24 protein-coding genes and 3 tRNA genes are annotated in these 24,616 nt (G+C 57.3%); 10 read left to right on the top strand and 17 right to left on the bottom strand.

What is annotated here, in order from left to right:
- Positions 1-20: 20 nt before the first annotated feature.
- Together radA and serB are read right to left on the bottom strand one after the other, a co-directional pair.
- Entirely contained in the window at positions 21-1,406 is a 1,386-nt protein-coding gene (radA, locus tag FHN83_RS15005; protein WP_039030462.1) for a DNA repair protein RadA, read from the bottom strand.
- A 75-nt stretch (positions 1,407-1,481) separates the two neighbouring features.
- Positions 1,482-2,450 carry a phosphoserine phosphatase gene (serB, locus tag FHN83_RS15000; RefSeq protein WP_139564269.1) on the bottom strand — a complete coding sequence of 323 codons (969 nt, stop codon included), beginning with the start codon at positions 2,448-2,450 and terminating at the stop codon, positions 1,482-1,484.
- 121 nt (positions 2,451-2,571) lie between these two features.
- On the opposite strand from serB, the gene FHN83_RS14995 reads away from it, so the two are divergent.
- Together FHN83_RS14995 and lplA are read left to right on the top strand one after the other, a co-directional pair.
- Positions 2,572-3,216: a YtjB family periplasmic protein gene (locus FHN83_RS14995; RefSeq protein ID WP_039030464.1), complete on the top strand. Its 645-nt coding sequence runs from the start codon at positions 2,572-2,574 to the stop codon at positions 3,214-3,216.
- 38 nt (positions 3,217-3,254) lie between these two features.
- Positions 3,255-4,271: a lipoate--protein ligase LplA gene (gene lplA / locus FHN83_RS14990; RefSeq protein WP_139564267.1), complete on the top strand. Its 1,017-nt coding sequence runs from the start codon at positions 3,255-3,257 to the stop codon at positions 4,269-4,271.
- A 60-nt stretch (positions 4,272-4,331) separates the two neighbouring features.
- On the opposite strand, the gene yjjJ is transcribed toward lplA, so the two are convergent.
- From yjjJ to deoC, 5 genes are all read right to left on the bottom strand, one after another.
- Positions 4,332-5,660 carry a type II toxin-antitoxin system HipA family toxin YjjJ gene (gene yjjJ / locus FHN83_RS14985; RefSeq protein WP_139564266.1) on the bottom strand — a complete coding sequence of 443 codons (1,329 nt, stop codon included), beginning with the start codon at positions 5,658-5,660 and terminating at the stop codon, positions 4,332-4,334.
- A gap of 137 nt (positions 5,661-5,797) precedes the next feature.
- Entirely contained in the window at positions 5,798-6,520 is a 723-nt protein-coding gene (gene deoD, locus FHN83_RS14980; protein ID WP_014068806.1) for a purine-nucleoside phosphorylase, read from the bottom strand.
- A gap of 89 nt (positions 6,521-6,609) precedes the next feature.
- Complete coding sequence (gene deoB, locus FHN83_RS14975) at positions 6,610-7,833, bottom strand: phosphopentomutase (protein WP_139564264.1); 1,224 nt, start codon at positions 7,831-7,833, stop codon at positions 6,610-6,612.
- Positions 7,834-7,884: 51 nt separating this feature from the next.
- Complete coding sequence (deoA, locus tag FHN83_RS14970) at positions 7,885-9,207, bottom strand: thymidine phosphorylase (protein ID WP_139564262.1); 1,323 nt, start codon at positions 9,205-9,207, stop codon at positions 7,885-7,887.
- A gap of 124 nt (positions 9,208-9,331) precedes the next feature.
- Entirely contained in the window at positions 9,332-10,111 is a 780-nt protein-coding gene (gene deoC, locus FHN83_RS14965; RefSeq protein ID WP_218015334.1) for a deoxyribose-phosphate aldolase, read from the bottom strand.
- A 261-nt stretch (positions 10,112-10,372) separates the two neighbouring features.
- On the opposite strand from deoC, the gene FHN83_RS14960 reads away from it, so the two are divergent.
- Complete coding sequence (locus FHN83_RS14960; protein ID WP_139564258.1) at positions 10,373-11,923, top strand: YjjI family glycine radical enzyme; 1,551 nt, start codon at positions 10,373-10,375, stop codon at positions 11,921-11,923.
- A complete protein-coding gene (locus tag FHN83_RS14955; RefSeq protein WP_039030470.1) occupies positions 11,895-12,755 on the top strand; it encodes a YjjW family glycine radical enzyme activase in 861 nt (286 codons plus the stop codon). The genes FHN83_RS14960 and FHN83_RS14955 overlap by 29 nt, the downstream gene beginning before the upstream one ends.
- On the opposite strand, the gene FHN83_RS14950 is transcribed toward FHN83_RS14955, so the two are convergent.
- The 8 genes from FHN83_RS14950 to FHN83_RS14915 all read right to left on the bottom strand — a co-directional run bounded on the left by FHN83_RS14950 (position 12,750) and on the right by FHN83_RS14915 (position 19,159).
- Complete coding sequence (locus FHN83_RS14950; protein ID WP_139564257.1) at positions 12,750-13,532, bottom strand: metal-dependent hydrolase; 783 nt, start codon at positions 13,530-13,532, stop codon at positions 12,750-12,752. The genes FHN83_RS14955 and FHN83_RS14950 overlap by 6 nt on opposite strands.
- Positions 13,529-14,599, bottom strand: a complete 1,071-nt coding sequence (locus FHN83_RS14945) for a patatin-like phospholipase family protein (RefSeq protein ID WP_139564255.1) — start codon at positions 14,597-14,599, stop codon at positions 13,529-13,531. Before FHN83_RS14945 ends, FHN83_RS14950 begins: the two co-directional genes overlap by 4 nt.
- A 137-nt stretch (positions 14,600-14,736) precedes the next feature.
- Positions 14,737-14,898: a DUF1328 domain-containing protein gene (locus FHN83_RS14940; RefSeq protein WP_002887716.1), complete on the bottom strand. Its 162-nt coding sequence runs from the start codon at positions 14,896-14,898 to the stop codon at positions 14,737-14,739.
- Positions 14,899-15,025: 127 nt separating this feature from the next.
- Positions 15,026-15,643 carry a molecular chaperone OsmY gene (gene osmY / locus FHN83_RS14935; RefSeq protein WP_039030473.1) on the bottom strand — a complete coding sequence of 206 codons (618 nt, stop codon included), beginning with the start codon at positions 15,641-15,643 and terminating at the stop codon, positions 15,026-15,028.
- A gap of 314 nt (positions 15,644-15,957) precedes the next feature.
- A complete protein-coding gene (gene prfC, locus FHN83_RS14930) occupies positions 15,958-17,547 on the bottom strand; it encodes a peptide chain release factor 3 (RefSeq protein ID WP_039030474.1) in 1,590 nt (529 codons plus the stop codon).
- Positions 17,548-17,637: 90 nt separating this feature from the next.
- Entirely contained in the window at positions 17,638-18,315 is a 678-nt protein-coding gene (yjjG, locus tag FHN83_RS14925) for a pyrimidine 5'-nucleotidase (RefSeq protein WP_138370375.1), read from the bottom strand.
- 18 nt (positions 18,316-18,333) lie between these two features.
- The gene (gene rimI, locus FHN83_RS14920; protein WP_139564253.1) at positions 18,334-18,777 is read right to left on the bottom strand and encodes a ribosomal protein S18-alanine N-acetyltransferase; all 444 of its coding nucleotides are present in this window, start codon (positions 18,775-18,777) and stop codon (positions 18,334-18,336) included.
- On the bottom strand, positions 18,746-19,159 hold the full coding sequence (locus tag FHN83_RS14915; RefSeq protein ID WP_039030477.1) for a DNA polymerase III subunit psi: 414 nt from the start codon (positions 19,157-19,159) through the stop codon (positions 18,746-18,748). The genes rimI and FHN83_RS14915 overlap by 32 nt, the downstream gene beginning before the upstream one ends.
- Before the next feature lie 102 nt (positions 19,160-19,261).
- On the opposite strand from FHN83_RS14915, the gene rsmC reads away from it, so the two are divergent.
- From rsmC to FHN83_RS14895, 4 genes are all read left to right on the top strand, one after another.
- Entirely contained in the window at positions 19,262-20,290 is a 1,029-nt protein-coding gene (gene rsmC, locus FHN83_RS14910; RefSeq protein ID WP_139564251.1) for a 16S rRNA (guanine(1207)-N(2))-methyltransferase RsmC, read from the top strand.
- Between the two features lie 139 nt (positions 20,291-20,429).
- A tRNA-Leu gene (locus FHN83_RS14905) sits at positions 20,430-20,515 on the top strand.
- Between the two features lie 29 nt (positions 20,516-20,544).
- Positions 20,545-20,631: transfer RNA gene (locus tag FHN83_RS14900), tRNA-Leu, on the top strand.
- A gap of 32 nt (positions 20,632-20,663) precedes the next feature.
- A tRNA-Leu gene (locus FHN83_RS14895) sits at positions 20,664-20,749 on the top strand.
- 39 nt (positions 20,750-20,788) lie between these two features.
- On the opposite strand, the gene FHN83_RS14890 is transcribed toward FHN83_RS14895, so the two are convergent.
- Positions 20,789-21,019, bottom strand: a complete 231-nt coding sequence (locus FHN83_RS14890; RefSeq protein WP_039030479.1) for a DUF1435 domain-containing protein — start codon at positions 21,017-21,019, stop codon at positions 20,789-20,791.
- A 156-nt stretch (positions 21,020-21,175) separates the two neighbouring features.
- Between FHN83_RS14890 and fhuF the strand changes: the two genes are divergently transcribed.
- Positions 21,176-21,964 (top strand): siderophore-iron reductase FhuF, encoded by a 789-nt coding sequence (gene fhuF, locus FHN83_RS14885; protein WP_139564249.1) that lies wholly within the window; start codon positions 21,176-21,178, stop codon positions 21,962-21,964.
- Positions 21,965-22,484: 520 nt separating this feature from the next.
- Here fhuF and FHN83_RS14880 read toward each other — a convergent pair.
- Positions 22,485-23,828 (bottom strand): PTS sugar transporter subunit IIC, encoded by a 1,344-nt coding sequence (locus FHN83_RS14880; protein ID WP_039030481.1) that lies wholly within the window; start codon positions 23,826-23,828, stop codon positions 22,485-22,487.
- A 328-nt stretch (positions 23,829-24,156) separates the two neighbouring features.
- On the opposite strand from FHN83_RS14880, the gene FHN83_RS14875 reads away from it, so the two are divergent.
- Entirely contained in the window at positions 24,157-24,615 is a 459-nt protein-coding gene (locus FHN83_RS14875; protein WP_139564247.1) for a YbaK/EbsC family protein, read from the top strand.
- Position 24,616 lies beyond the last annotated feature (1 nt).

Genomic DNA, 24,616 nt, shown 5'->3' with positions numbered 1-24,616 from the left:
CTGCAACATCGAATAAATAATTATAAGTCGTCAAAGACGTTTAACGCATCTGCGAGTTTCTTCACCCCAAACACTTTCATCCCTTCGGGGATTTTTTTCGGCACGTTGGCGGCGGGCACAATCGCCCGGCGGAAGCCGTGTTTTGCCGCCTCGGAAATGCGCTCCTGACCGCTCGGCACCGGACGGATCTCTCCGGCCAGACCGACTTCGCCAAAGACCACCAGATCCTGCGGCAACGGACGGTCGCGCAGGCTGGATACCATCGCCAGCAGCAGCGCCAGGTCGGCGCTGGTTTCGGTGACTTTGACCCCACCGACCACGTTCACAAACACATCCTGATCCGCCATCTGCAGGCCGCCGTGACGGTGCAGTACCGCCAGCAGGATCGCCAGACGGTTTTGCTCAAGGCCCACCGCGACGCGACGGGGATTGCCCATCATCGAGTGATCGACCAGGGCCTGGATCTCCACCAGCAGCGGGCGCGTCCCTTCCCAGACCACCATCACCGAACTGCCGGAGGTGACTTCATCGCCGCGGCTCAGGAAGATGGCCGACGGGTTGCTGACTTCACGCAGCCCCTGCTCGGTCATGGCAAAGACGCCCAGCTCGTTCACCGCGCCAAAGCGGTTTTTGTGGCTGCGCAGGGTGCGGAAACGGGTATCAGCATCGCCATCCAGCATTACCGAGCAGTCGATACAGTGCTCGAGCACCTTCGGGCCGGCCAGGGCGCCATCTTTGGTGACGTGGCCGACCATGATGATTGCCACGCCGCGCGTTTTGGCAAAGCGCGTCAGGTAGGCGGCGGTTTCGCGCACCTGGGCGACGCTGCCCGGCGACGACTGGACGTCCGCCATGTGCATCACCTGAATGGAGTCGATCACCATCAGCTTCGGCTGCTCTTCTTCAGCAATCATGCAGATCTGCTCGATGCTGGTTTCAGAGAGCATATTGAGGTCGTTGGTGGGCAGCCCCAGCCGGTGGGCGCGCATCGCCACCTGCTGCAGCGACTCTTCCCCGGTGACGTAGAGCGTTTTCATCTGCGACGCGAGCTTGCAGAGGGTTTGCAGCAGCAGGGTCGATTTACCCGCCCCCGGGCTACCGCCAATCAGAATGGCGCTGCCCGGCACCACGCCGCCGCCCAGCACCCGGTCAAACTCTTTAAAACCGGTGGAGAAGCGCGGCAGGGCTTCGAGGCTGATCTCGGAGAGTTTCTGGACTTTCGATACGCCCGCATTGCCCGCATAACCGCTCAGACGCTCGTTACGGGCAACGGTTGGCGAAGCGGCAATGCCGCGCACTTCGGTGATGGTGTTCCAGGCATGACAGGCGCTGCACTGCCCCTGCCAGCGCGGATAATCCGCCCCACATTCATTACAGACAAATGCGCGTTTTGGAGCTTTCGCCACGTTTTACCTCTTTATTTCTGCGCGGCCTGCTTGCCGGGTGGCGCTTTCGCTTGCCCGGCAAGCAGGCCTATACAACTATTTCTGGTTTACGCTGCCGGAGAGAATGCAGAACACCCCCATCAGGTCAGCATGACGGATGATAACTTCCGTCTTTTCGTTGACGGTCGGTTTGGCATGATAGGCAATGCCAAGCCCGGCAACTTTAATCATCGGCAGATCGTTCGCGCCGTCGCCAATCGCCACCGTCTGGGCAACCGGGATGTCATATTTTTCCGCCAGACGCGTCAGGGTGTTGGCCTTGAACTGAGCATCGACAATCTCGCCAATCACGTTCCCGGTAAGTTTGCCGTCGCGGATCTCCAGCTCGTTGGCGACTACGGCGTCCAGACGCAGCTTGTCGCGCAGATACTCGGCAAAGAAGGTGAAGCCGCCGGAGGCGATAGCCACTTTCCAGCCCAGGGTCTCCAGCTTCAGCACCAGCTGCACCAGGCCCGGCATCAGGGGTAGCTTTTCACGCACCTGCATCAGGATATTCGCATCAGCATCTTTCAGGGTCGCCACGCGCTGTTTCAGGCTGGCGGTGAAGTCCAGTTCGCCACGCATGGCGCGCTCGGTCACTTCGGCCACCATCTCGCCCGTACCGGCAAGTTTAGCAATCTCGTCGATGCATTCGATCTGAATGGCGGTAGAATCCATGTCCATCACCAGCAGTCCTGGGGTTTTCAGGTGCGGGATTTTACCCAGCGGTGCCACATCGAGGCCCGCGTCGTGCGCCAGACGGGTGGCGCGCTGGGTCAGGGAGCCGGCCAGGCGGATCACCTGGTAGTCTTCCACGCACCAGGCCGCCACGATCACCATCGCCGCGCCCAGCTTGCGCTGATAGGTTGTTAACTGCTGTTTATCCAGGCCGCGTCCATACAGCAGCCAGCCGCTACGGCCAGCATGGTAATCCAGTGGCATTACCTCATCGCCACTTAATGAGAGCGGCAATCCTGGCCAGAGAGAGACATCATTGGGCAGGTCGCACCAGGTAATGTTTGGCATTAAAGCTCCTGTAAAATCGTTCGCGCCGGGAATCATCCAGGGGGTGAAAATAACGCATGAGGCTACCTTGTAACCATCACTTCTGGCAACATTAACCCCGAAAATTTTCAGCAGGTGGAATATGGCTCGTGCAAAACTGAAATTCCGGCTTCATCGTGCCGTGATTGTCCTCTCCTGTCTCGCCCTGTTAGTGGCGCTGATGCAGGGCGCATCGTGGTTCAGCCAGAATCATCAACGGCAGCGCAATCCGCAGCTTGAAGAGCTGGCGCACACGCTGGCGCGACAGGTGTCGCTCAACATCGCCCCGCTGATGCGAACCGAAACGCCGGATGAGAAGCGCATCAGCCAGGTGCTGCATGTTCTGACGGAAGAGAGCCGCATCCTCGACGCCAGCGTTTACGACGAAGAAGGTGGCTTGATTGCCCGCTCAGGGGAGCAGGTCGAGGTACGCGACCGGCTGGCACTGGACGGTAAAAAAGCCGGCGGCTACTTTAACCAGCAGCTGGTGGAGCCGATTCAGGGCAAAAACGGTCCGCTCGGCTATCTGCGCCTGACGCTCGACACCCATACCCTGGCCACCGAGGCCAAACAGGTGGATAACACCACCAATATTCTGCGCCTGATGCTGCTGCTGTCGCTGGCGATTGGCGTGGTGCTGACCCGCACGCTGCTGCAGGGCAAACGCACCCGCTGGCAGCAGTCGCCGTTCCTGCTCACCGCCAGTAAATCGGTACCCGAAGAGGAAGAGAGCGAAAAGAAAACCTAGTGGTTTTGTCGATAACCGTTTCAGGAAAGGAAATCTGCATGTCTACATTGCGTCTGCTTATCTCAGATTCATACGATCCCTGGTTTAACCTTGCGGTGGAAGAGTGCATCTTCCGCCAGATGCCCGCCACCCCGCGCGTGCTGTTCCTGTGGCGCAACGCCGACACGGTGGTGATTGGCCGGGCGCAAAACCCGTGGAAAGAGTGCAACACGCGACGCATGGAAGAGGACAACGTGCGCCTGGCGCGTCGCAGCAGCGGCGGCGGCGCGGTATTTCACGACCTCGGCAATACCTGCTTTACCTTTATGGCCGGAAAGCCGGAGTACGACAAAACCATCTCCACCCGCATTGTGCTGAATGCGCTGCAGGCGCTGGGCGCCACGACGGAAGCCTCCGGGCGTAACGACCTGGTGGTGAAAACGGCAGAGGGCGACCGGAAGGTCTCCGGCTCGGCCTACCGCGAAACTATGGACCGCGGTTTTCACCACGGTACCCTGCTGCTGAATGCCGATCTCAGCCGCCTGGCGAACTACCTCAATCCCGACCAGAAAAAGCTGCAGGCCAAGGGCATCACCTCCGTGCGTGGCCGGGTGGCGAATCTGGTGGATCTGCTGCCGGGCATCACCCATGAGCGGATCTGCGAGGCTGTTACAGAGGCGTTTTTTGCCCACTATGGCGAGCGCGTTGAAGCCGAAGTCATTTCACCTGACAAAACGCCGGATCTGCCGAACTTCGCCGAAACCTTTGCCCGCCAGAGCAGCTGGGAGTGGAACTTTGGTCAGGCGCCTGCCTTCTCGCATCTGCTGGATGAACGCTTTACCTGGGGCGGCGTAGAGCTGCACTTCGACGTCGAGAAGGGCCATATCTCACGCACGCAAGTCTTTACCGACAGCCTGAACCCGGCCCCGTTAGAGGCGCTGGCGGCGCGTCTGCAGGGCTGCCTGTATCGGGCGGATATGTTGCAGCAGGAGTGTGATGCCCTGACTGGCGACTTCCCGGAACAGGAAAAAGAGCTACGGGAGCTGTCGGCGTGGATTGCGGGGGCGGTGCGGTAATAAAAAAGCCGGATGGAAAACTGTACGCCCGGTAAGCGAAACGCCACCGGGCAGCTCTCCTCAGGCCATTCTCTGCACCATTCCCGCAATGTCATCTAACCGCGCTTTCATGCCCGCTGCGATTGTGCGGAAGTTTTCACTTATTCGTTTCTCCGCCGTTACCCGCTCCCAGAACTGTGTCGCCAGCGGCAGGGCAAACTCCCAGGCCTGACGCGATATCGTGCTGTCGAAACGCAACTCACATGCTTTTTCCCGCATCATACCTGCACTGGAAGGCGCAAACGCCATGGGCAACATGTCATAAACGGGCGTCAGGGATAACGGGAACGCAGAATAATAAAAAGAGAGGTTCCCCGCGTGCATATCGCTGTTAGCAATAAGGCGACCAAATGCCCAGATTTTTTCGACCTGCCCGGCGGCGGTGTCCTCCACGATCCCAGCCTGTACCAGCTTATCGACCGTGTGCGGCCATGCCCCACTGGCGGTGACAAATTCACTTTGTACTGCCTCCAGAGACACGATGGCCCGTCTGCCCGTTACGCCTTCGCAGTCAAAGCGTTTCGCCTCAAGAAAAACCTGTCCGTTTTCACCCTGCAGCACTGCGGCATCGCTGGCTGCCAGCCCCGCAGATGCCAGGGTTCTGAGGGCGATTGCCTCCGCCAGTAGCAGATCGCCCCAGCGTACTGAAACCGCGCTCAGTTGCGGGGCGGTAAACTTAACCAGCACATGCGCATCACCCGATACCGTTCGGGAAAAGCAGGAGAACTTAGGTTGTTCCCCGCCTGCCGAAGATCCCACGATCTCCCCCGCCAGCGCCTCGCGGGATAGCTGCGTATAAATCCGATTTTTTTGATCGTCGGCGATAGCATCAGGCGGCGTCGCAGAGAGCCAGCGTTGATAGTTTTCTTCCCCTACCAGCCAGCCGCCAGAGTGCTCACCTGAAAACTGGCTTAGCGCATAAAGCACATCGTTTTCCTGCCACAGGCGGATATCTTCCGGGAGTGAGAATTGCTGCGCCATACGACGACCCCAGGCGCGTCCTAAAAAGCCCTGAGGACGGAGATCGGTCAGGTACCAGGGAAGACCATCAAACCATTGCCATTGCCCATCAGCCTGCAGCACCAGACAACTTCCCTGGGGCCAGATAGGGTAAATCTCGCCACCTTTAACGGCCTTTCCCTGGGCATTCACCTGCCAGAATGGAAACGCGCTGACGCCCCGCACCGGCCTTATCAGGGCGTAGCGAGTGGCGCGTGCTTTTCCAAACTGGATCACTCGATCCTGGGCGGAAACCAGACGTGAAAATGTCGCTTGGCTGATGCCAAGCTGCTGGCGAAGCTCGGGAGCCGCACGCGGTCCCTGCAGTAACAGGTCACTTATCGTCGTCATCAGTGAATGGTTTCATGAATAGATACTTGAATAAATTTAGTACTATATTCAGCTGAAATGCAAAGAGAAATAGCTAAGCAGAAAGATAAAGATGAATAGATTGAAAAGCGGGGGCAGAACGCCCCCGAGGAAGAGTCTTACTCTTTATCGCCCAGCAGAACGGATTCCAGCGCGATTTTGATCATGTCGTTGAAGGTGGTCTGACGCTCAGCGGCAGTGGTCTGCTCGTGTGTACGGATGTGGTCAGACACGGTGCAGATGGTCAGGGCTTTCGCACCGAACTCAGCCGCTACGCCGTAGATACCTGCCGCTTCCATCTCCACGCCCAGGATGCCGTATTTCTCCATCACGTCGAACATCTCGCCGCCGTCTGGCGCGTAGAACAGGTCCGCGGAGAAGATGTTGCCCACGCGAGCGTCAACGCCCAGCGCTTTGGCTGCGTCAACGGCGTCGCGTACCATGCCGAAGTCAGCGATTGCCGCGAAGTCGTGGTCTTTGAAGCGCATGCGGTTAACTTTGGAGTCGGTGCAGGCACCCATCCCGATAACGATGTCACGCAGCTTCACGTCCATACGCACGGCGCCACAGGAGCCCACGCGGATGATCTTCTTCACGCCGAAATCGGTGATCAGCTCTTTGGTGTAGATGGAGCAGGATGGGATACCCATACCGTGACCCATTACGGAAATTTTGCGGCCTTTGTAGGTCCCGGTGAAGCCCAGCATGCCGCGAACGTTGTTCACTTCACGCACGTCTTCGAGGAAGGTTTCTGCAATGTGCTTCGCACGCAGCGGGTCGCCAGGCATCAATACGACGTCAGCGAAATCACCCATCTCTGCATTAATGTGAGGAGTTGCCATCTTCAGTTCCTTTTACATTGTTTATTCTTTTCACCCTCTCCCTGTGGGAGAGGGCCGGGGTGAGGGCATCAGACCGCACCCAACATAATTCAGAACATGGCCTTGCCATATTCCATATCAGACGTACCAAAGTATTTCGCAATGGTCTGGCCGATGTCCGCGAAGGATTCACGGTGACCCAGAGAGCCTGGTTTTACTTTCGGGCCGTACACCAGCACCGGAATGTGCTCGCGGGTGTGGTCGGTACCGGTCCAGGTCGGGTCGCAGCCGTGGTCGGCGGTCAGGATCAGAATGTCATCTTCACCCACCAGCTCCATCAGCTCCGGCAGACGGCGGTCGAACAGCTCCAGACCCGCAGCGTAGCCAGCGACGTCGCGACGGTGACCCCAGGAGGAGTCGAAATCGACGAAGTTGGTGAAGACGATAGTCTTGTCGCCCGCCTCTTTCATCTCTTTCACGGTAGCGTCAAACAGCGCGTCCAGACCGGTGGCTTTCACTTTTTTGGTGATGCCGCAGTTAGCGTAGATATCCGCAATCTTACCGACGGAAACCACCTGGCCGTCTTTCTCTTCAACCAGTTTCTGCAGCACGGTCGGCGCTGGCGGTTCTACGGCCAGATCGTGACGGTTGCCGGTACGCTGGAAGTTGCCCGGTTTGTCGCCCACAAACGGACGCGCGATCACGCGGCCAATGTTGTAGCCGCCTTCGGTCAGCTCTTCACGGGCGATTTCGCACAGCTCGTAAAGACGATCCAGGCCAAAGGTCTCTTCGTGGCAGGCAATCTGGAACACGGAGTCAGCAGAGGTGTAGAAAATCGGCTTGCCGGTTTTCATGTGCTCTTCGCCGAGCTGGTCCAGAATGACGGTGCCGGAAGAGTGGCAGTTGCCGAGATAGCCCGGCAGGTTTGCGCGCTCAACCAGCTTATCCAGCAACTCCTGCGGGAAGCTGTTCTCGTGATCGGAGAAATAGCCCCAGTCGAACAGAACCGGCACACCGGCGATTTCCCAGTGGCCTGACGGGGTGTCTTTCCCGGAAGAGAGCTCGTGCGCCCAGGCGTATGCGCCAACCACTTCGGCGTTGGCGTCCATACCGGCTGCCACTTTACCGGTGGAACCTTCATGGGCTTTAACCAGGCCCAGACGGGTCAGGTTTGGCAGATTCAGCGGGCCCTGACGACCGTTGTTCGCTTCGCCTTTTGCACAGGCTTCAGCAATGTGACCCATGGTGTCTGCACCGGTGTCACCAAAGCGATCTGCATCTTCTGTAGACCCGATGCCGAAAGAGTCCAGCACCATAATAAATGCACGTTTCATATGTTCTCCGTACTCAGTGCTTCATAAAAAAGCGATCAGATCAGTATACCGCTATTCGGTAATACGACGATAGACCGAAGGCGAGCTTTCTGGGGCATTATCCGCCAGAGTAATGGCAGCCTTCACGGCTTTCGCCGCTTCCTGCCAGCTGTTTTCATCTTTCGCGTGGATCACCGCCAGCGGACGTTGACCGTCAACGCTGTCGCCCAGACGGGCCATATCGGTGAAGCCGACGCTGTAATCAATGCTGTCGGAAGCCTGACGACGACCGCCGCCCATGGAGACCACCGCCATACCCAGCGCGCGAGTGTCCATCGCCGAGACGAAGCCTTCGGTATCCGCGTACACCGCTTTGCTGAGCATCGCGGTTGGCAGGTATTTGGCGTAGTTTTCCACGAAATCGGTCGGGCCTTTCTGGGCAGCAACCATGCGGCCAAAGATCTCCGCCGCTTTGCCGTTATCCAGCACCGCCTGCAGTTTCGCCCGGGCGTCGGCGTCATCGTTCGCCAGTTTGCCTGAAATGAGCATCTCGACGCACAGCGCCATGGTCACCTCGAACAGGCGCGGGTTGCGGTATTCACCTGTCAGGAACTGTACCGCTTCGCGCACTTCAACCGCGTTACCCGCGCTGGAAGCCAGCACCTGGTTCATGTCGGTAAGCAGTGCGGTGGTGCGCACGCCAGCGCCATTGGCAACGCCAACGATCGCTTCGGCAAGCGCCGCTGAGAGTTCGTAGGTCGGCATAAAGGCGCCGCTGCCCACTTTCACGTCCATCACCAGCGCATCCAGACCTTCGGCCAGTTTCTTGGCAAGGATCGAAGCGGTGATCAGCGGGATGGAGTCGACGGTCGCGGTAATGTCACGCGTGGCGTAAAAACGCTTGTCCGCCGGAGCAAGAGAGCTGGTCTGGCCGATAATCGCCACACCCACATCTTTAATAATGTCGCGGAAGCGGTTGTCATCCGGGAAGATATCGAAGCCCGGAATGGCTTCCAGTTTGTCGAGCGTGCCGCCGGTATGACCGAGGCCGCGCCCGGAAATCATTGGAATGTAGCCGCCGCAGGCAGCGACCATTGGCCCCAGCATCAGCGAGGTGACATCGCCCACGCCGCCGGTGGAGTGTTTGTCCACGATCGGGCCATTAAGGTTAAGGCTCTTCCAGTCCAGAACGGTTCCTGAATCCCGCATCGCCATGGTCAGCGACACGCGCTCCGGCATCGCCATATCGTGGAAGAAAATGGTCATCGCCAGGGCGGCAATCTGCCCTTCAGAGATGGTATTGTCGCGAATGCCGTTGATAAAGAAACGGATCTCTTCGTCGCTTAAAGCATGACCATCACGTTTTTTACGAATAATTTCTTGTGCGAGAAACAAAATAACCCCCTGAGGAAGTGAGTCGAAGGCTAACCGTAGGCCGGGTAAGCGTAGCGCCACCCGGCGAACCGGAACAACGCCGGATGGCGGCTACGCCTTATCCGGCCTACAACGAATAGTGCTATTAGTAGCTGCTTGCGCTCTTACCGTCGCCGTAGCCCAGTGCTTTCAGCAGGCTGGCCAGCAGGCTGGATGCGCCAAAACGGTAGTGGCGGGAATCAGCCCAGTCGGCACCGAACAGCTCATCGGCAATCGCCAGGAACTGCTGCGCGTCTTCTGCGGTACGCACGCCGCCCGCCGGTTTGAAGCCCACGGTTTTTTCCACGCCCATATCGCGGATCACTTCCATCATGATGCGTGCGCTTTCCGGGGTGGCATTGACCGGCACTTTACCGGTGGAGGTTTTAATGAAGTCTGCACCCGCTTTAATAGAGATTTCAGACGCTTTACGGATTAAAGCCTCTTCTTTCAGCTCGCCGGTTTCGATGATCACTTTCAGCAGCACGTTTGCCGCTGCGCAGGCCTCTTTACAGGCTTTCACCAGCTCAAAGCCCACCTGCTCGTTACCGGCAATCAGCGCGCGGTAAGGGAAGACCACGTCAACTTCGTCAGCGCCGTAAGCGATGGCGGCGCGGGTCTCTGCCAGCGCGATTTCGATGTCGTCGTTACCGTGTGGGAAGTTGGTCACGGTGGCAATACGCACGTCCGGCGTGCCCTGCTCTTTCAGGGTCTTACGCGCGATCGGAATGAAACGCGGATAGATACAGATAGCCGCCGTGGTGCCCACCGGGGTTTTCGCCTGATGACACAGGGCGATCACTTTCTCGTTCGTGTCGTCGTCATTCAGGGTGGTCAGATCCATCAGTTTTAAAGCACGCAGGCTGCTTGCGGTTAAATCGGTCATAACATTCTCCGGGCGTATAGCCGTAAAATTTCACCTTGCGGGTCTGTGAGTATTCTAACATTCACCCGCTTTCTCACTTCGACATTCATCACAGTTAATGAAATATGCATACAAATTTGCATAACCATAATGAGATCAACTTCAAATAATTTAGCTACAACTGCTGATTAAAGCGTCAGGCACCCGCGCAGGATCAAAAGCAGCTGGCAGGAGTCTTTCTACAATCTTCCCCTGTCCATGCAGAAGAATAAGGAAGCGACAATGTCCCCATCCACCCCCGCCGCCCTGCAACAACGTTGCCAGAAAATTGTGACAAGCCCGGTGTTAAGCCCCGAACAAAAACGCCACTTTCTGGCGCTGGAGGCGGAAAACAATCTGCCCTACCCGGCCCTGGATAATGATGCGCGTCTGGCCCTGGCCGGGGGATTTATCTGCGATATGTTTGAAGGCCACGCGCCTTACAAACCGCGCTACGTGTTGCCTGACTATGCGCTGTTTCTGAAACAGGGTTCAGAGTGGCTGGAACTGGAAGGCGCTCAGGATCTGGATGATGCGCTGTCGCTGCTGACCATCCTTTACCACCATGTTCCGTCCGTTACCGCCATGCCGGTGTTCCTCGGCCATCTCGATACGCTGCTGCAGCCATATGTTAGAATTCTAACACAAGAAGAAATCGATATTCGAATAAAACGTTTCTGGCGCTACCTCGATCGCACCCTGCCGGATGCCTTCGTCCATGCCAATATCGGCCCGGCAGACGGCCCGATAACGCGCGCCATTTTACGCGCCGATGCAGAGCTTAAGCAGGTTTCACCCAATCTCACCTTTATTTACGATCCCAAAATCACGCCGGACGATCTGCTGCTGGAGGTGGCGAAGAACATCTGCGAATGCAGTAAACCGCATATCTCCAACGGGCAGGTAAATGATAAAATTTTCACAAAAAATGGCTTTGGCGTGGTCAGCTGTTACAACTCGCTGCCGCTGGCAGGCGGGGGAAGCACCCTTGTGCGCCTCAACCTGAAGGCCATCGCGGAGCAGAGCGAAACCCTCGAGGCGTTCTTTACCCGCACCCTGCCGCACTACTGTCAGCAGCAGATCGCCATCATCGATGCCCGCTGCGAGTTCCTGTATCAGCGTTCCGGCTTCTTTGAGAATAGCTTCCTGGTGAAAGAAGGGCTGATCGATCCCAACCGTTTTGTGCCCATGTTCGGCATGTACGGCCTCGCCGAAGCGGTGAACGTGCTGTGCGAGAAAGCGGGGATTAACGGGCGCTACGGCAAAGATGACCAGGCCAATGCGCTGGGGTATCGCATCAGCGAGCAGCTGGCGGCCTTTGTGGAAGCCACCCCGGTCAAATATGGCTGGCGACACCGCGCCATGCTCCATGCCCAGTCGGGGATCAGCTCTGACGTGGACACCACGCCGGGGGCGCGTCTGCCGTATGGCGATGAGCCGGATCCGATTAGCCACCTGCTGGCGGTCGCGCCGCATCATCGCCACTATCGCGCCGGGATCAGCGACATCCTGACCCTGGACGAGACCGTGAAGCGCAATCCGCAGGCGGTGGTGGAACTCTGTCTGGGCGCTTTCCGCGCCGGGATGCGCGAATTCAGCGCTAACGTTTCAGGGAACGATCTGGTTCGTGTGACGGGGTATATGGTGCGGCTGTCCGATCTGGAAAAATACCGCGCCGAAGGCTCGCGCACCAACACCACCTGGCTGGGCGAAGAGGCCGCCCGCAACACCCGCATACTGGAGCGCCAGCCGCGCGTGATAAGCCATGAACAGCAGATGCGCTTTAGTCAGTAAGGTTATCCCGTTCTCCTGCGTTGACGGGCCCGGCAGCCGCCTGGCCCTGTTTCTGCAGGGGTGCAACCTGCGCTGCAAAACCTGCCACAACCCGTGGACCATCGGGCGCTGCAACGACTGCGCCGCCTGCGTGCCGCACTGCCCGCACGATGCGCTGAATATTCAGGCCGGACGGGTCTGGTGGGATGACGCGACCTGCCAGCAGTGCGATACCTGTCTGCAAATGTGCCCGCAGCAGGCGACGCCCATGGCGCAGCGGTTAAGCGTGGAGGAGGTCATCGTGCAGATCCGCAAGGTCGCGCCCTTTATCTCCGGCATCACCGTCAGCGGCGGGGAAGCCACCACCCAGCTGCCGTTTCTGGTGGCGCTGTTTTCCGCGCTGAAAGCCGATCCGCAGCTGCAGCATTTGTCCTGTCTGGTGGACAGTAACGGCCTGCTAAGCGAAACCGGCTGGCAAAAGCTGCTCCCGGTGTTTGATGGCGCAATGGTCGATCTTAAGGCCTGGGACAACGCCCATCACCGTTTTCTGACCGGGCGCGACAACGCGCTTATCAAGCACAGCATTCGCTGGCTGGCGGCACACCACCGGCTGAGCGAGCTGCGTTTACTGGTGATCCCGGATCGCTGTGATTACCTGACGCACCATCGCGAACTGGTCAAATTTATCCGTCAGCTGGGGGATGTTCCGGTCAGGATCAACGCTTTTCATGCCCATGGCGTCTACGGCGAAGCCCGTCACTGGCGCAGCGCGACGGCCGATGATGTCGAACCGCTGGCGCAGCTGCTGGAGCGGGAGCAGATCGCAGTGATCCGCCCGGCGCTCTATCTATAGCGGCAGGTTGAACAGCGCCCGGGTGTTATCCAGCAGCGCCTGGGCGATCTCATCCGCGGGCTCCGGGCGCAGTTCACACAGCGTGGTAAATACCCTCGCCGCCTGCTCGGGGCGGTTCGGCTGGCCCTGAAAACCGTTAAGCGGCATATCGGGGGCGTCGGTCTCCAGCAACAGGGCGGAGAGCGGTAGCTGCGCCATCACATCGCGGGTTTTACTCGCGCGGGGATAGGTGATGGTGCCCCCGACGCCAATTTTATAGCCCATCTCCACAAAACGCTGGGCCTGCTGCAGGCTTCCGGCAAAGCCATGGACCACCCCGGTTCGCGGCAGATTGTGGCGCCTGAGGTGCATCGCCAGCTTGTCGTGGGTGCGCCGGGAATGGAGGATCACCGGCAGATCGTAGCGTTTCGCCAGCTTCAGCTGGGCATCGAGGATCGCTTCCTGTCGTTCGAAGTGAGGATCCTCGCGATAGAGATCGAGGCCGATCTCCCCCACCGCCACCAGCCTTTCCGGCTTTGCCGCCAACGCCGCTTCCAGCGTGTCCAGATGCGCATCCTGATGGGATTCAATCACAATGGGATGCAGACCCAGGGCCATATACAGCGCCGGGTAGCGCGCCCCGAGATCCAGCACCCGATCGATGCTCGCCACATCTATGGCCGGAACCACGATGGCCATAACGCCCGCCTCAGCGGCACGCTGGATGCTGGCGGGCTCATCACCGGTAAAGGGGGAGAAATCAAAGTGACAATGGGTATCAATAAAGCGGTAAGTCACGCCAGATCCTCGTTATCAAACAGGGTGTCATTGGCCTGCGGGGCATCCACGAGCGGGGTGGTAAGCGCATCGCTGGCCACGCTTGCCGGAGGAACCACCACCGTGGCCGGGGCGATGATCCGCTGGTGGCGGCGCAGCGGCGGCTGTTCGGCCAGCAGTTTGCCCACCGTCGCCAGGAAATAGCGCCCGCACAGACGTCCGGTTTTGTAGTCGTCACGCAGAGCGGGGATGCGGCTGCCCAGCGCCATGCTGTTAAGCGGTTTTGGCGGATAGATTTCGAAGATCCTGAGTTTGCCCGGCGGCTTTTCAATAAAATGCTGGATGGCGTGATAGCTCGCCTCATGGTGCGAAACCAGGTTGAGCATCGGTTGCAGGCTGCTTTCACCCAGCCAGCGCTCCATCCGCTTAAACCACTGCGGCGTATAGTACATCTGCGACGGCACGGTGCGGATCACCACGATGGTATTCGCGCCGCGTCGGGCCGCCTCCTGCACCGGGATCGCATCGCTGACGCCGCCGTCCAGATAGCTAATCCCGTCCAGCAGCGCCCCCGTGCGGTAGAAACCGGGGATGGCGCTGCTGGCGCGAAGAATATCCAGCCAGTTCTCTTTTTGCGGCGAAAAGTAGCTTGCCGAGTAGTCATCGCCGCGACAGGCGCACATCCAGAAGGCTTTGCCGGCATCGAACAGGCGCGAGGCGCTGTCCATCGCCAGCGGCATTTTGCTGGCGGTGGCGTCCAGCAGCCAGTCGAGATCGATAAGATTGCCGCCGCGCACAAAGCGCACCGGATCGAAGAAATCGCGGGAGGTGGTGTAACGCATGATCACTTTGCGGGCGTAACCCGGCTGATTACAGACGTAGGCCGAGAGATTTTGCGCTCCGGCGGAAGTGCCAAAAAAGAGATCGAACGGGTTAAACTGCGCGCGCATAAACTCATCCAGCACGCCGGCTGTGAAGATCCCTCGCTGCCCACCGCCTTCACATACCAGCGCAATCTGGCCTGGCCGAAAGGGTTTCAGTGCTAACGGCGCAATATTGCCGAGCGTTACCGGAATTCGCTGCCCCACCTCTGCTTCCTGTTTTTTTATTTGTTATATCCCTACACAGTAGCGCACACCCGCCGGTTTTCCCAAACCGGATGTACGTCAAATAAAAAGGCCCATGCTTAACATGGGCCTTTTCTTCAGCATAACGGTTACCTGAGCTATGGACGACGGCGTCCGGTGAACAGGCTTACCAGGAACAGGATAATACCGACGACGAAGACAATTTTCGCCGCACCCGCCGCGGTACCCGCCAGACCACCAAAACCCAGAGCGGCGGCAATTAACGCGATAACCAGAAAAATGATGCCCCAACGAAACATATGACTCTCCTTTACCATAGTTAATGTCGACCGCATGGTGAGCGCTCAGGTTTGCTCACGGCGATATCTACATGTTTAATTCTTATCTCGCCTTCTGGCCTCAGCCAGAAGGACGAATTATCGATTTTTATTTCACTTTCAGATCGTTTTTAACGCTTTTCACGCCATCAATAGCTTTGGCGATGCTTTCAGCACGGTCGCTCTGTGCTTTTGACTCTACTTCACCGCTCAGCTGTACCACGCCGTCAGTGGTTTCCACTTTCACGTGACGTGATGGGACGATGTCATCGGCCAGCAGTTTGGCTTTAATTTCGCTGGTGGTCGCTGCGTCACCGGCATAGCCCTTGGCAGATTGCTCTTTGCCATCACGGACATGCAGTTTATCGCTGACGGATTTCACACCTTCAACACCTTTCGCCACGCTAACGGCTTTTTCAGCCTGCGCCTGGCTTTCTACAAAGCCACTCAGCGTAACGACGTTTTTATCGGTTTCTACGGAAATATCGGTGCTCTTAATGTCATCAGCATCCACCAGCGCAGCTTTTACTTTTGCTGTGATAGAGCTGTCATCCATGAAGTTACCGACTTTATTCATAGAGTTATCGATTTTTTCACCAGCGGTATTGGCTGTGGATTGCGCTTTGTCGGTTGCAGTGGTTTCCGCCATCGCAGAACCGCATACCAGTGCGCTACCCATCATTACCGCCAGCAGAGTTTTCGAAATCTTCAGTTTTTTAGTATTCATCGATGTATTCCTGTGTTTTGCTCCGACTTCGAGCGTCAATCATTACGTGCAAGTAGTCTTTATTACTACCAATCAACACTCGGGCGAGATGAGAACCTTATCAACACGCATTGAATGGAGCTTTCATCTGCGCCCGGTGTTAAACACTGAGTTAAATATAGATCACTCTCACAGGCGCGCTTTCAGAATCGGGCAAAAAACGAGCAATAAGCAGCAAAAGCCGTTGAATTAAGAACATTCCGCAAGGGATTAATAAGGCAGGGATTTAAAGAGATTTAAGCAGAGCACGGCGGCTGCCGTGCTCCGGGAAGGGATTAGTGCTCGCGGGTTTTGCGGAACTGAATATCCGGATAACGATCGTGCGCCAGGTTCAGGTTAACCATGGTCGGGGCGATATAGGTGAGGTTATCACCGCCGTCGAGCGCCAGCTGGATCTCGTTCTTACGCTTGAACTCTTCGAATTTCTTCACGTCAGAACACTCTACCCAGCGGGCGGTCGCCACGTTCACCGATTCGTAAATCGCTTCAACGTTGTACTCGCTCTTCAGGCGGGCAACCACCACGTCAAACTGCAGCACACCCACGGCGCCCACGATCAGGTCGTTGTTGGCGATTGGACGGAACACCTGTACCGCGCCCTCTTCCGACAGCTGAACCAGCCCTTTCAGCAGCTGTTTCTGCTTCAGCGGATCCTTCAGGCGGATACGGCGGAACAGTTCTGGTGCGAAGTTCGGAATACCGGTGAACTTCATCATCTCGCCCTGGGTAAAGGTGTCACCAATCTGGATGGTGCCGTGGTTATGCAGACCGATGATGTCGCCCGGGTACGCCTCTTCCACGTGGGAACGGTCGCCGGCCATAAAGGTCAGCGCATCCGAGATCACCACGTCTTTACCGGTGCGCACCTGGCGCAGCTTCATGCCTTTTTCATATTTGCCGGACACCACACGCATAAACGCCACGCGGTCGCGGTGTTTCGGGTCCATGTTGGCCTGAATCTTAAAGACGAAGCCGGTGAACTTCTCTTCACTGGCGACCACTTCACGGGTGTCTGTGTTGCGCGGCATCGGCTGCGGCGCCCACTCAACCAGGCCGTCAAGCATATGGTCTACGCCGAAGTTACCCAGTGCGGTACCGAAGAAGACCGGGGTAATTTCGCCGCTCAGGAACAGCTCCTGGTCAAATTCGTGGGAAGCGCCTTTGACCAGCTCCAGCTCATCACGCAGCTGGCCTGCCAGCTCTTCGCCTACCGCCGCGTCCAGATCCGGGTTATCCAGCCCTTTCACGACGCGCACTTCCTGGATGGTGTGACCTTTACCGGTCTGATACAGGTAGGTTTCGTCTTTGTAGAGGTGGTAAACGCCCTTGAACAGCTTGCCGCAGCCAATCGGCCAGGTGATTGGCGCACAGGCGATCTTCAGCTCACGCTCCACTTCATCCATCACTTCCATCGGATCGCGGATGTCGCGGTCGAGTTTGTTCATGAAGGTCAGGATCGGCGTATCGCGTAGACGGGTGACTTCCATCAGCTTACGGGTACGATCCTCAACGCCTTTTGCGGCATCGATAACCATCAGGCAGCAGTCCACCGCCGTCAGGGTACGGTAGGTATCTTCGGAGAAGTCTTCGTGACCCGGGGTGTCCAGCAGGTTCACCAGGCAGTCGTGATACGGGAACTGCATCACGGAGGTGGTAATCGAGATACCACGCTGCTTTTCCATCTCCATCCAGTCCGATTTTGCATGCTGGGCGGAGCCACGGCCTTTTACCGTACCGGCGGTCTGGATCGCCTGTCCGAACAGCAACACCTTCTCGGTGATTGTCGTTTTACCGGCATCCGGGTGAGAGATAATGGCAAAAGTACGGCGTTTCGCCACCTCTTGCAGATAAGGAGACAACGTCATAATTAAATCTTCTTTAAAAAGCGCGACAGCAGGCCGCGCATCATGAATACGAAAATGCGGCTATTTTACCCATCAATGGGGGGCAGGCAATCAATGTTTACACAGGAGTTGCTCCAGTTCGCCGAGGGAGGTCACGGTCCAGGTCGGTTTGATTCCCTCAGGCAGGGTGCGATTGTGCGCGTTCAGCCAGCAGGTTGACAGCCCGGCGTTCATCCCGCCAAGGATATCGGACTCCGCCGTGTCCCCTACCATCAGCACTTTTGACCGGTCAGGGTTCCCGGCCTGAGCCAGCGCATAATCGAAGATTTGCGGGGCCGGTTTTGCCACGCCCACCTGTTCTGAAATCACTAATAAATCAAAGTAGTCACGAAAACCGGTCCGCTCAAGGCGGATCTGCTGGAGCGCGGTAAAGCCGTTGGTGATGATCCCGAGCTTCGCCTTGCCCTTCAGGGAGGCGAGCAGCGACGCGGCGCCCGGCAGCGGGGCGCAGATCTCGGCCATCGCATTCAGGAAGGCATTGTTGAGATCGCCTGGCGGAACGTTAAGGCGATCCGACCACCCCTGGAAACGCTGGTGCTGAAGCTGTAACGCGGTGATAGCGCCGTTCTGGTAGTCCACCCACAGCGGTTTATTCACCGTCTGGTAATCCTGGAAGTCTTCAGCGGTAAAGGTCACGCTGTAGTCGAGAAACATCCGCTGTAAGCCGCCGTACGCGTCAAAGGTAAACAGCGTTTCGTCAGCATCAAAGAAAATCCAGTCCCAGTTCATCGTTACAACCTTTATAAGTTATCCAAGCGGCAGAGCCATGATGATGGCGTCTTCACGTCCTTCTGCGGTGGGGTAATAGTTACGGCGGATCGTCGCCTCGTTAAAGCCCAGGCTTTCATAGAGTGCGATGGCGGCGACGTTCGAGGCCCGTACTTCCAGCCACAGCGTGAACACGTCTCGTGCTTCCAGCTCGCGAATTAAATGTTCCAGCAGTTCTCTGCCCAGCCCACGGCGCTGGAAAGCAGGATCTACAGCGATGTTAAACAGCGTCGCTTCATCCAGAACGACCTGCGTGATGGCAAATGCCGCCAGCTGATTATCGACATCCAGCCGATAGTTCAGGTAACGCTCACCCTGGTTGCTGGCAAAGGTTTTTTCACTCCACGGAAAGGCGTGGGCGCGTTTTTCGATGTCAAAAGCCTGCGCTAAATCAGTCGTCGTGAGGGAAGAAATTGTGTTCATGTTCGCAGATTTGTTGCCACAGCGCGCGACGTGCCGCCGGGTTTACGTTAAGTTCGTCCAGGGCTGGCGTGGCCATGCTCGCGCCCTCCAGAGCAATCTCTTCCTGTACGCCAAGCTGCCAGCTGTTGCAGCGGCTGCCCTCGGGCAGCATGGCGACGCGATCGGGCGTCAGCTGCAGCACCTGATCGGCACCCAGCCTCAGCGCGCGCAGCACGTCGGCCACCACCGGCTCGCTCAGCGCGGGCAGGCTCTTCGCCACCATTACCAGACGAATATGCGCCGGAAGCGAGATGGCGATTTCGCCCTGCAATGCCGCCGGGCGGCGCAGCGCCCACTGGGTAATGCCCAGTTGCTGTAATTGCCTGTCTCGTCGGGATGCCATTGCCAAAACTCCTGTTTGTCAGGCGCGCAAATATACCAAATGTGTCGAATCTGCGCCATCTACCTACTATAATCCCCGCCTGAGTTTATAGAGGAACAATTCATGTCTGCATTTACCCCGGCAAGTGAAGTCTTGCTGCGCCACAGTGATGATTTCGAACAAAGCCGTATTCTGTTTGCCGGAGATATGCAGGATGACCTGCCTGCCCGTTTCGAGTGTGCCGACAGCCGTGCGCACACCCAGCAGTATCACCACTGGCAGGTGCTGAGCCGTCAGATGGGCGAGCGCGTCCGTTTCAGCCTGGTGGCCGAACAGGCCGACGTGGCCGACTGCGACACGCTGATCTACTACTGGCCGAAGAACAAACCCGAAGCCCAGTTCCAGCTGATGAACCTGCTCTCCCTGCTGCCGGTGGGTTGCGATATCTTCGTTGTCGGTGAAAACCGCAGCGGCGTGCGCAGCGCTGAGCAGATGCTGGCGGAGTACGCCACCCTGACCAAAATCGACAGCGCCCGTCGCTGCGGCTTCTATCATGGCCGTCTGGACAAAAAACCGTCCTTCGACGCGGAAAAATACTGGGGCGAATATCAGCTTGATGGCCTGACCATCAAAACCCTGCCGGGCGTCTTCAGCCGTGACGGTCTGGACGTGGGCAGCCAGCTGCTGCTCTCCACCTTCACGCCGCACACCAAAGGCAAAGTGCTGGACGTCGGCTGTGGCGCAGGCGTGCTCTCCGCCGTGCTGGCCAGCCACTCACCGAAAGTGCGTTTAACCCTGACGGATGTTGGCGCATCAGCCATCGAAGCCAGCCGCGCCACCCTTGCGGCCAACGGCATTGAAGGCGAAGTGTTTGCTTCCAACGTTCTGTCCGACGTGACCGGCCGTTTCGATATGATTATCTCTAACCCGCCGTTCCATGATGGGGTAGAAACCACCCTCGAAGCGGCGCAGACCCTGATCCGCACCGCGGTGCGTCATCTGAACAGCGGCGGCGAGCTGCGTATCGTGGCAAACGCCTTCCTGCCGTACCCGAAAGTGCTGGACGAAGTCTTTGGTTTCCACGAAGTGCTTGCGCAAACCGGCCGCTTTAAGATCTACCGCGCGATCATGACCCGCCAGGCGAAGAAATAACGCCCCCCAGGCCTGATCCGCCCGATCAGGCCATTTTTGCAACAAATAAAACATCCGGCACAATTATCTGTTGACGAACAGCTGAAAACATCTAGAATGCGCCTCCGTGGTTACGATACTTTTTTTGTATCGATGGTATGCGAAGGTGGCGGAATTGGTAGACGCGCTAGCTTCAGGTGTTAGTGTCCTTAGGATGTGGGGGTTCGAGTCCCCCCCCTCGCACCAATAACCATGATTGATATTGCTCGCACTGGGCGAAGGTGGCGGAATTGGTAGACGCGCTAGCTTCAGGTGTTAGTGTCCTTACGGATGTGGGGGTTCGAGTCCCCCCCCTCGCACCAACGAGGCGATATCAACAAAATAAGATGACTGTGCGAAGGTGGCGGAATTGGTAGACGCGCTAGCTTCAGGTGTTAGTGTCCTTAGGATGTGGGGGTTCGAGTCCCCCCCCTCGCACCAATTATCTTATCTCTCCTTAGAAATTCTCTCTTTCTCCCGTTAGTTCAGATTCATCACCAGAACCCACATGCCCGCAATCAGCGCGACACATGATGGCAGCAGCACGAAATGCCGCAGTTGTTTATGCCAGATCATGGCAGATGAAATCAGCAATCCCGACGCAATAATCACTTTCCAGACCGCCAGCGACAGATCGGTACACGCCAGCCCGGCAATCACCATTCCCGGCAGTATCACTCCCCATCCACTTCCTAACGCCCTGCTCAACATGATCCGTCTCTCAGCTCGATAATGATAACCAATATCATATGATAGATTTTCTCATTTGTCAGCGTTGAGTCTGAATACGTAAAATTCCTTGCGAACGGTTTTATCTATAGTTAGGATTGGAAATCATTATCATTTAGATTTTTATCCAGCTAACTTATGGCCATACGTTCTGCACAAGCCGTCGAGAATATCATCTGGCAAACTCCCCTCCCGACCAGGCCTTCAGGGCTTGCGGACGCGGTGCGTGAGACCATTGCCGGGACGCGTGCCTATCTGCTGGATGTCATCAAGCTGGACGAACCCCATCCGCATCACGCCCGGACGCTGGCACAGTGGCAACGCCCTGCCGAGCTGCAGTCGTTGCTGGCGACCTACTCCGATCATATTTACCGTAATCAGCCTACGCTGGCGCGCGAGAACAAGCCGCTGCTGTCGCTGTGGGCGCAGTGGTATATCGGGCTGATGGTGCCGCCATTGATGCTGGCCCTGCTTACCCAGGACGTGGCGCTGGATCTTTCTCCTGAGCACTTCCACGTTGAGTTCCATGAGACCGGGCGCGCCGCCTGCTTCTGGATCGACGTCCACGAAGACAGCCAGACGACCTCGCTTTCGGCGCAGCAGCGGATGGACGTGCTGATTACCCGCGCGCTGATCCCGGTTGTGGAAGCGCTGGAAGAGACGGGCGAGATCAACGCCAAACTTATCTGGAGCAATACCGGCTACTTAATTCACTGGTATCTGACCGAAATGAAAACCCTGCTGGGGGATGAGAAAGTGGACGCCCTGCGTCAGGGAATTTTCTTTGCCCGCCAGCTTTCTGATGGCCGTGACAACCCGCTTTACCGCACCGTCGTTCCACGCGACGGGCTGCTGGTGCGCCGCACCTGCTGTCAGCGCTATCGCCTGCCGGATGTTCAACAGTGCGGCGACTGTACGCTTAAGTAGCGTTGTGCGGTCTGTTGCCTTCTCCCATCGGGTTGAGGGATCCCCACAAAAAAATAGTGGCACGGTCGGCCCCCTCTCCATTCAGGGAGAGGGCTGGGGTGAGGGGGAGCATGCGACTGTGGTGGTGGTTCCGTTCACTGTATGTTTTGTGCTTCTCTGTCAGCTGCGTCACCCGTGAACGTGCCAGGGGGGCTCGCCGCCTCCCCCCTGGCTACCCCGGCTCCCGGCAAAGAAAATCGCCGCTACGCGGTGCACTCAGCTTATTCCCGCAGGCTTAGGGTCGGGGGCAATCCTACATCCATGTAGGTCGCCCCCTCTCGGCGCATCCCTGCGCCTCGCCCCGGCCTACAGGAAACGCTTCGTCGATTTTCAGCCGGACGAGGGAGTCGCTGTAGGTTCTTTATTATCCTGAAATTATTTTATCGCGATAAGCATACGAAATTACAGGTGCTCCCTCTCCCACCGGGAGAGAGTACAAACACCAAAAACGGCAACCTGTGAGTTGCCGTTTTGCGTTTACCTATGCCACCTGCTGGCTTTCCTCTTCTGTGCGCTGGGCCTCTTCGGCCTCCTGCGCCAGGAGCTGTTTCTCATACACCTTAAAGAACGGGTAGTAGATGATGGCGGAAACCACCGCGAGCAGCACCACGAGGATCGCCGCACGGAAGTCCCAGCCCAGCGCCCATGCGGCTCCTACAGGCGCAGGCGCGGTCCAGGGAACAACGGAAATTACACGGCCAATCAGATCCAGCTTCATCGCCGCCCACGCCAGCACGGCGTTAACCATTGGCGCCAGCAGGAACGGGATAAAGAACACCGGGTTCATGACGATTGGCGTACCGAAGATCACCGGTTCGTTGATGTTGAAAATGCTCGGTACCACGCTCAGACGCCCAATGGACCGCAGATGCGCCGAGCGACTACGCAGATAGCAGAACACCAGCCCCATTGTCGCCCCGGAACCGCCAATCACAATGAAGAAGGTCCAGAACGCCTCCATAAAGATGTGCGGCAGCGGCGTGCTTTGTGCCAGCGCGGTCTGGTTCATCCCCAGGTTGGTGAGCCAGAACATCTGCAGCATCCCGGAGACAATCGCCGCCCCGTGAATGCCCGCAAACCACAGCAGGTGACCAATCAGCACCGCCAGCAGTATCGCTGGCAGCGAGTCCGCCGCTGCCACCAGCGGTTTAAAGATGGCCATGATCGCCTGCGGGATCAGCATGCCAAACTGTGACTGAATAAGCAGGCTCAGCGGATAGAGGGTTAACACCACCACCAGCACCGGGATCAGCAGATCAAAAGAGTTTTTGATCATCGGCGGCACCTGATCGGGCAGGCGAATACCGATGTTGTGAGCCTTCAGAAAACGCATCATCTCAACACAGTAGATCGCCACCAGAATGGCGGTGAAGATCCCCGTGCCGCCGAGGCTATCCACCGGCAACGCACCTTTGGTTTTTGGCGCGGCAATCAGCAGGAAGGCCATCAGCGACAGCATGGCGCACATGAAGGGATCGAGCTGATGCGACTTAACGTAATGCTTGCCGAGGTTGTAAGCGATAGCGGCACAAATATAGAGGGACATCACGCCCATCGTCATATCGAAGGGGGTGAGGATCTGGCCTTCGAACTGTTTCGCCATATCCAGCCAGGCGCGGGCGAAGCCCAGGGTGGTGTCCGGTGAAAACGGCGGGTAGGCAAACACTAATAAGAACGAGCCGACAATCATAAACGGCATGGCGGAGATAAAGCCGTCGCGGATCGCCATCACGTGACGCTGGGAAGAGATGCGTCCGGCAATGGGGCTGACATAGTTTTCGACAAAGCGGAATATCAGGTTAAACGCAGCATGGTTGGCAGACATAACGGCTCTCCTGTCAGACGATCGGTTCGGGCGCTGTTACGCCGCACGTTGTTCCATATACCACTTTCACCACCTTGCTGGTTCGCATACCAGCGGTACTGCTCAAACGGATAGGTTTCATAATCGACTCTTATTATTGGATACAGGGGAAATGACGTAATCAGTATTAATCTCCGCATCATGGTCTGCAACCGGTTACTGTAACCGGTTTCCGTGATTGTGAAGAGGATCCAGAAATCGCTGATATCAGAAGTGGGTGACTTAGGAAATATTTACAGAGCATAATTTCTTATGACAGATTACGCAGAGTATTTTTCTGGAGGAAACAATGAGTTTGCAGTCTGTGCGCCAGTTTTTTGCTGATCACGCCCCGGATGTTGAAGTCATCGAGCTGGGTCAGAGTACCGCCACCGTTGCGCTGGCGGCCGAAGCGCACAACGTTGCGCCGGGACAGATAGCGAAAACGCTGTCGCTGAAAATTAAAGACGAGGTGATCCTCGTGGTCGCCAAAGGCGATGCGCGCCTTGATAACAAAAAGCTGAAGCAGACGTTTGGCGCAAAAGCCCGGATGCTTAGCAGCGATGAAGTGGTGACAGTAACGGGACATCCCGTTGGTGGCGTCTGCCCGTTTGGACTGGAAACGCCGCTGGCGGTTTACTGTGATATCTCGCTCAGGGAGTATGCGGAAGTTTTGCCTGCCGCCGGGGCGATCCACAGCGCGGTGCGCATTTCTCCGGAAAGAATGGCGGAGCTCACTCAGGCTACATGGGTGGACGTTTGTCTGTAAG

Source organism: Leclercia adecarboxylata, from assembly GCF_006171285.1.
GTDB lineage: Bacteria > Pseudomonadota > Gammaproteobacteria > Enterobacterales > Enterobacteriaceae > Enterobacter > Enterobacter barmai.
The sequence above is the reverse complement of the archived record's forward strand: the minus strand, read 5'-3'. Positions and strand labels throughout refer to the sequence as shown.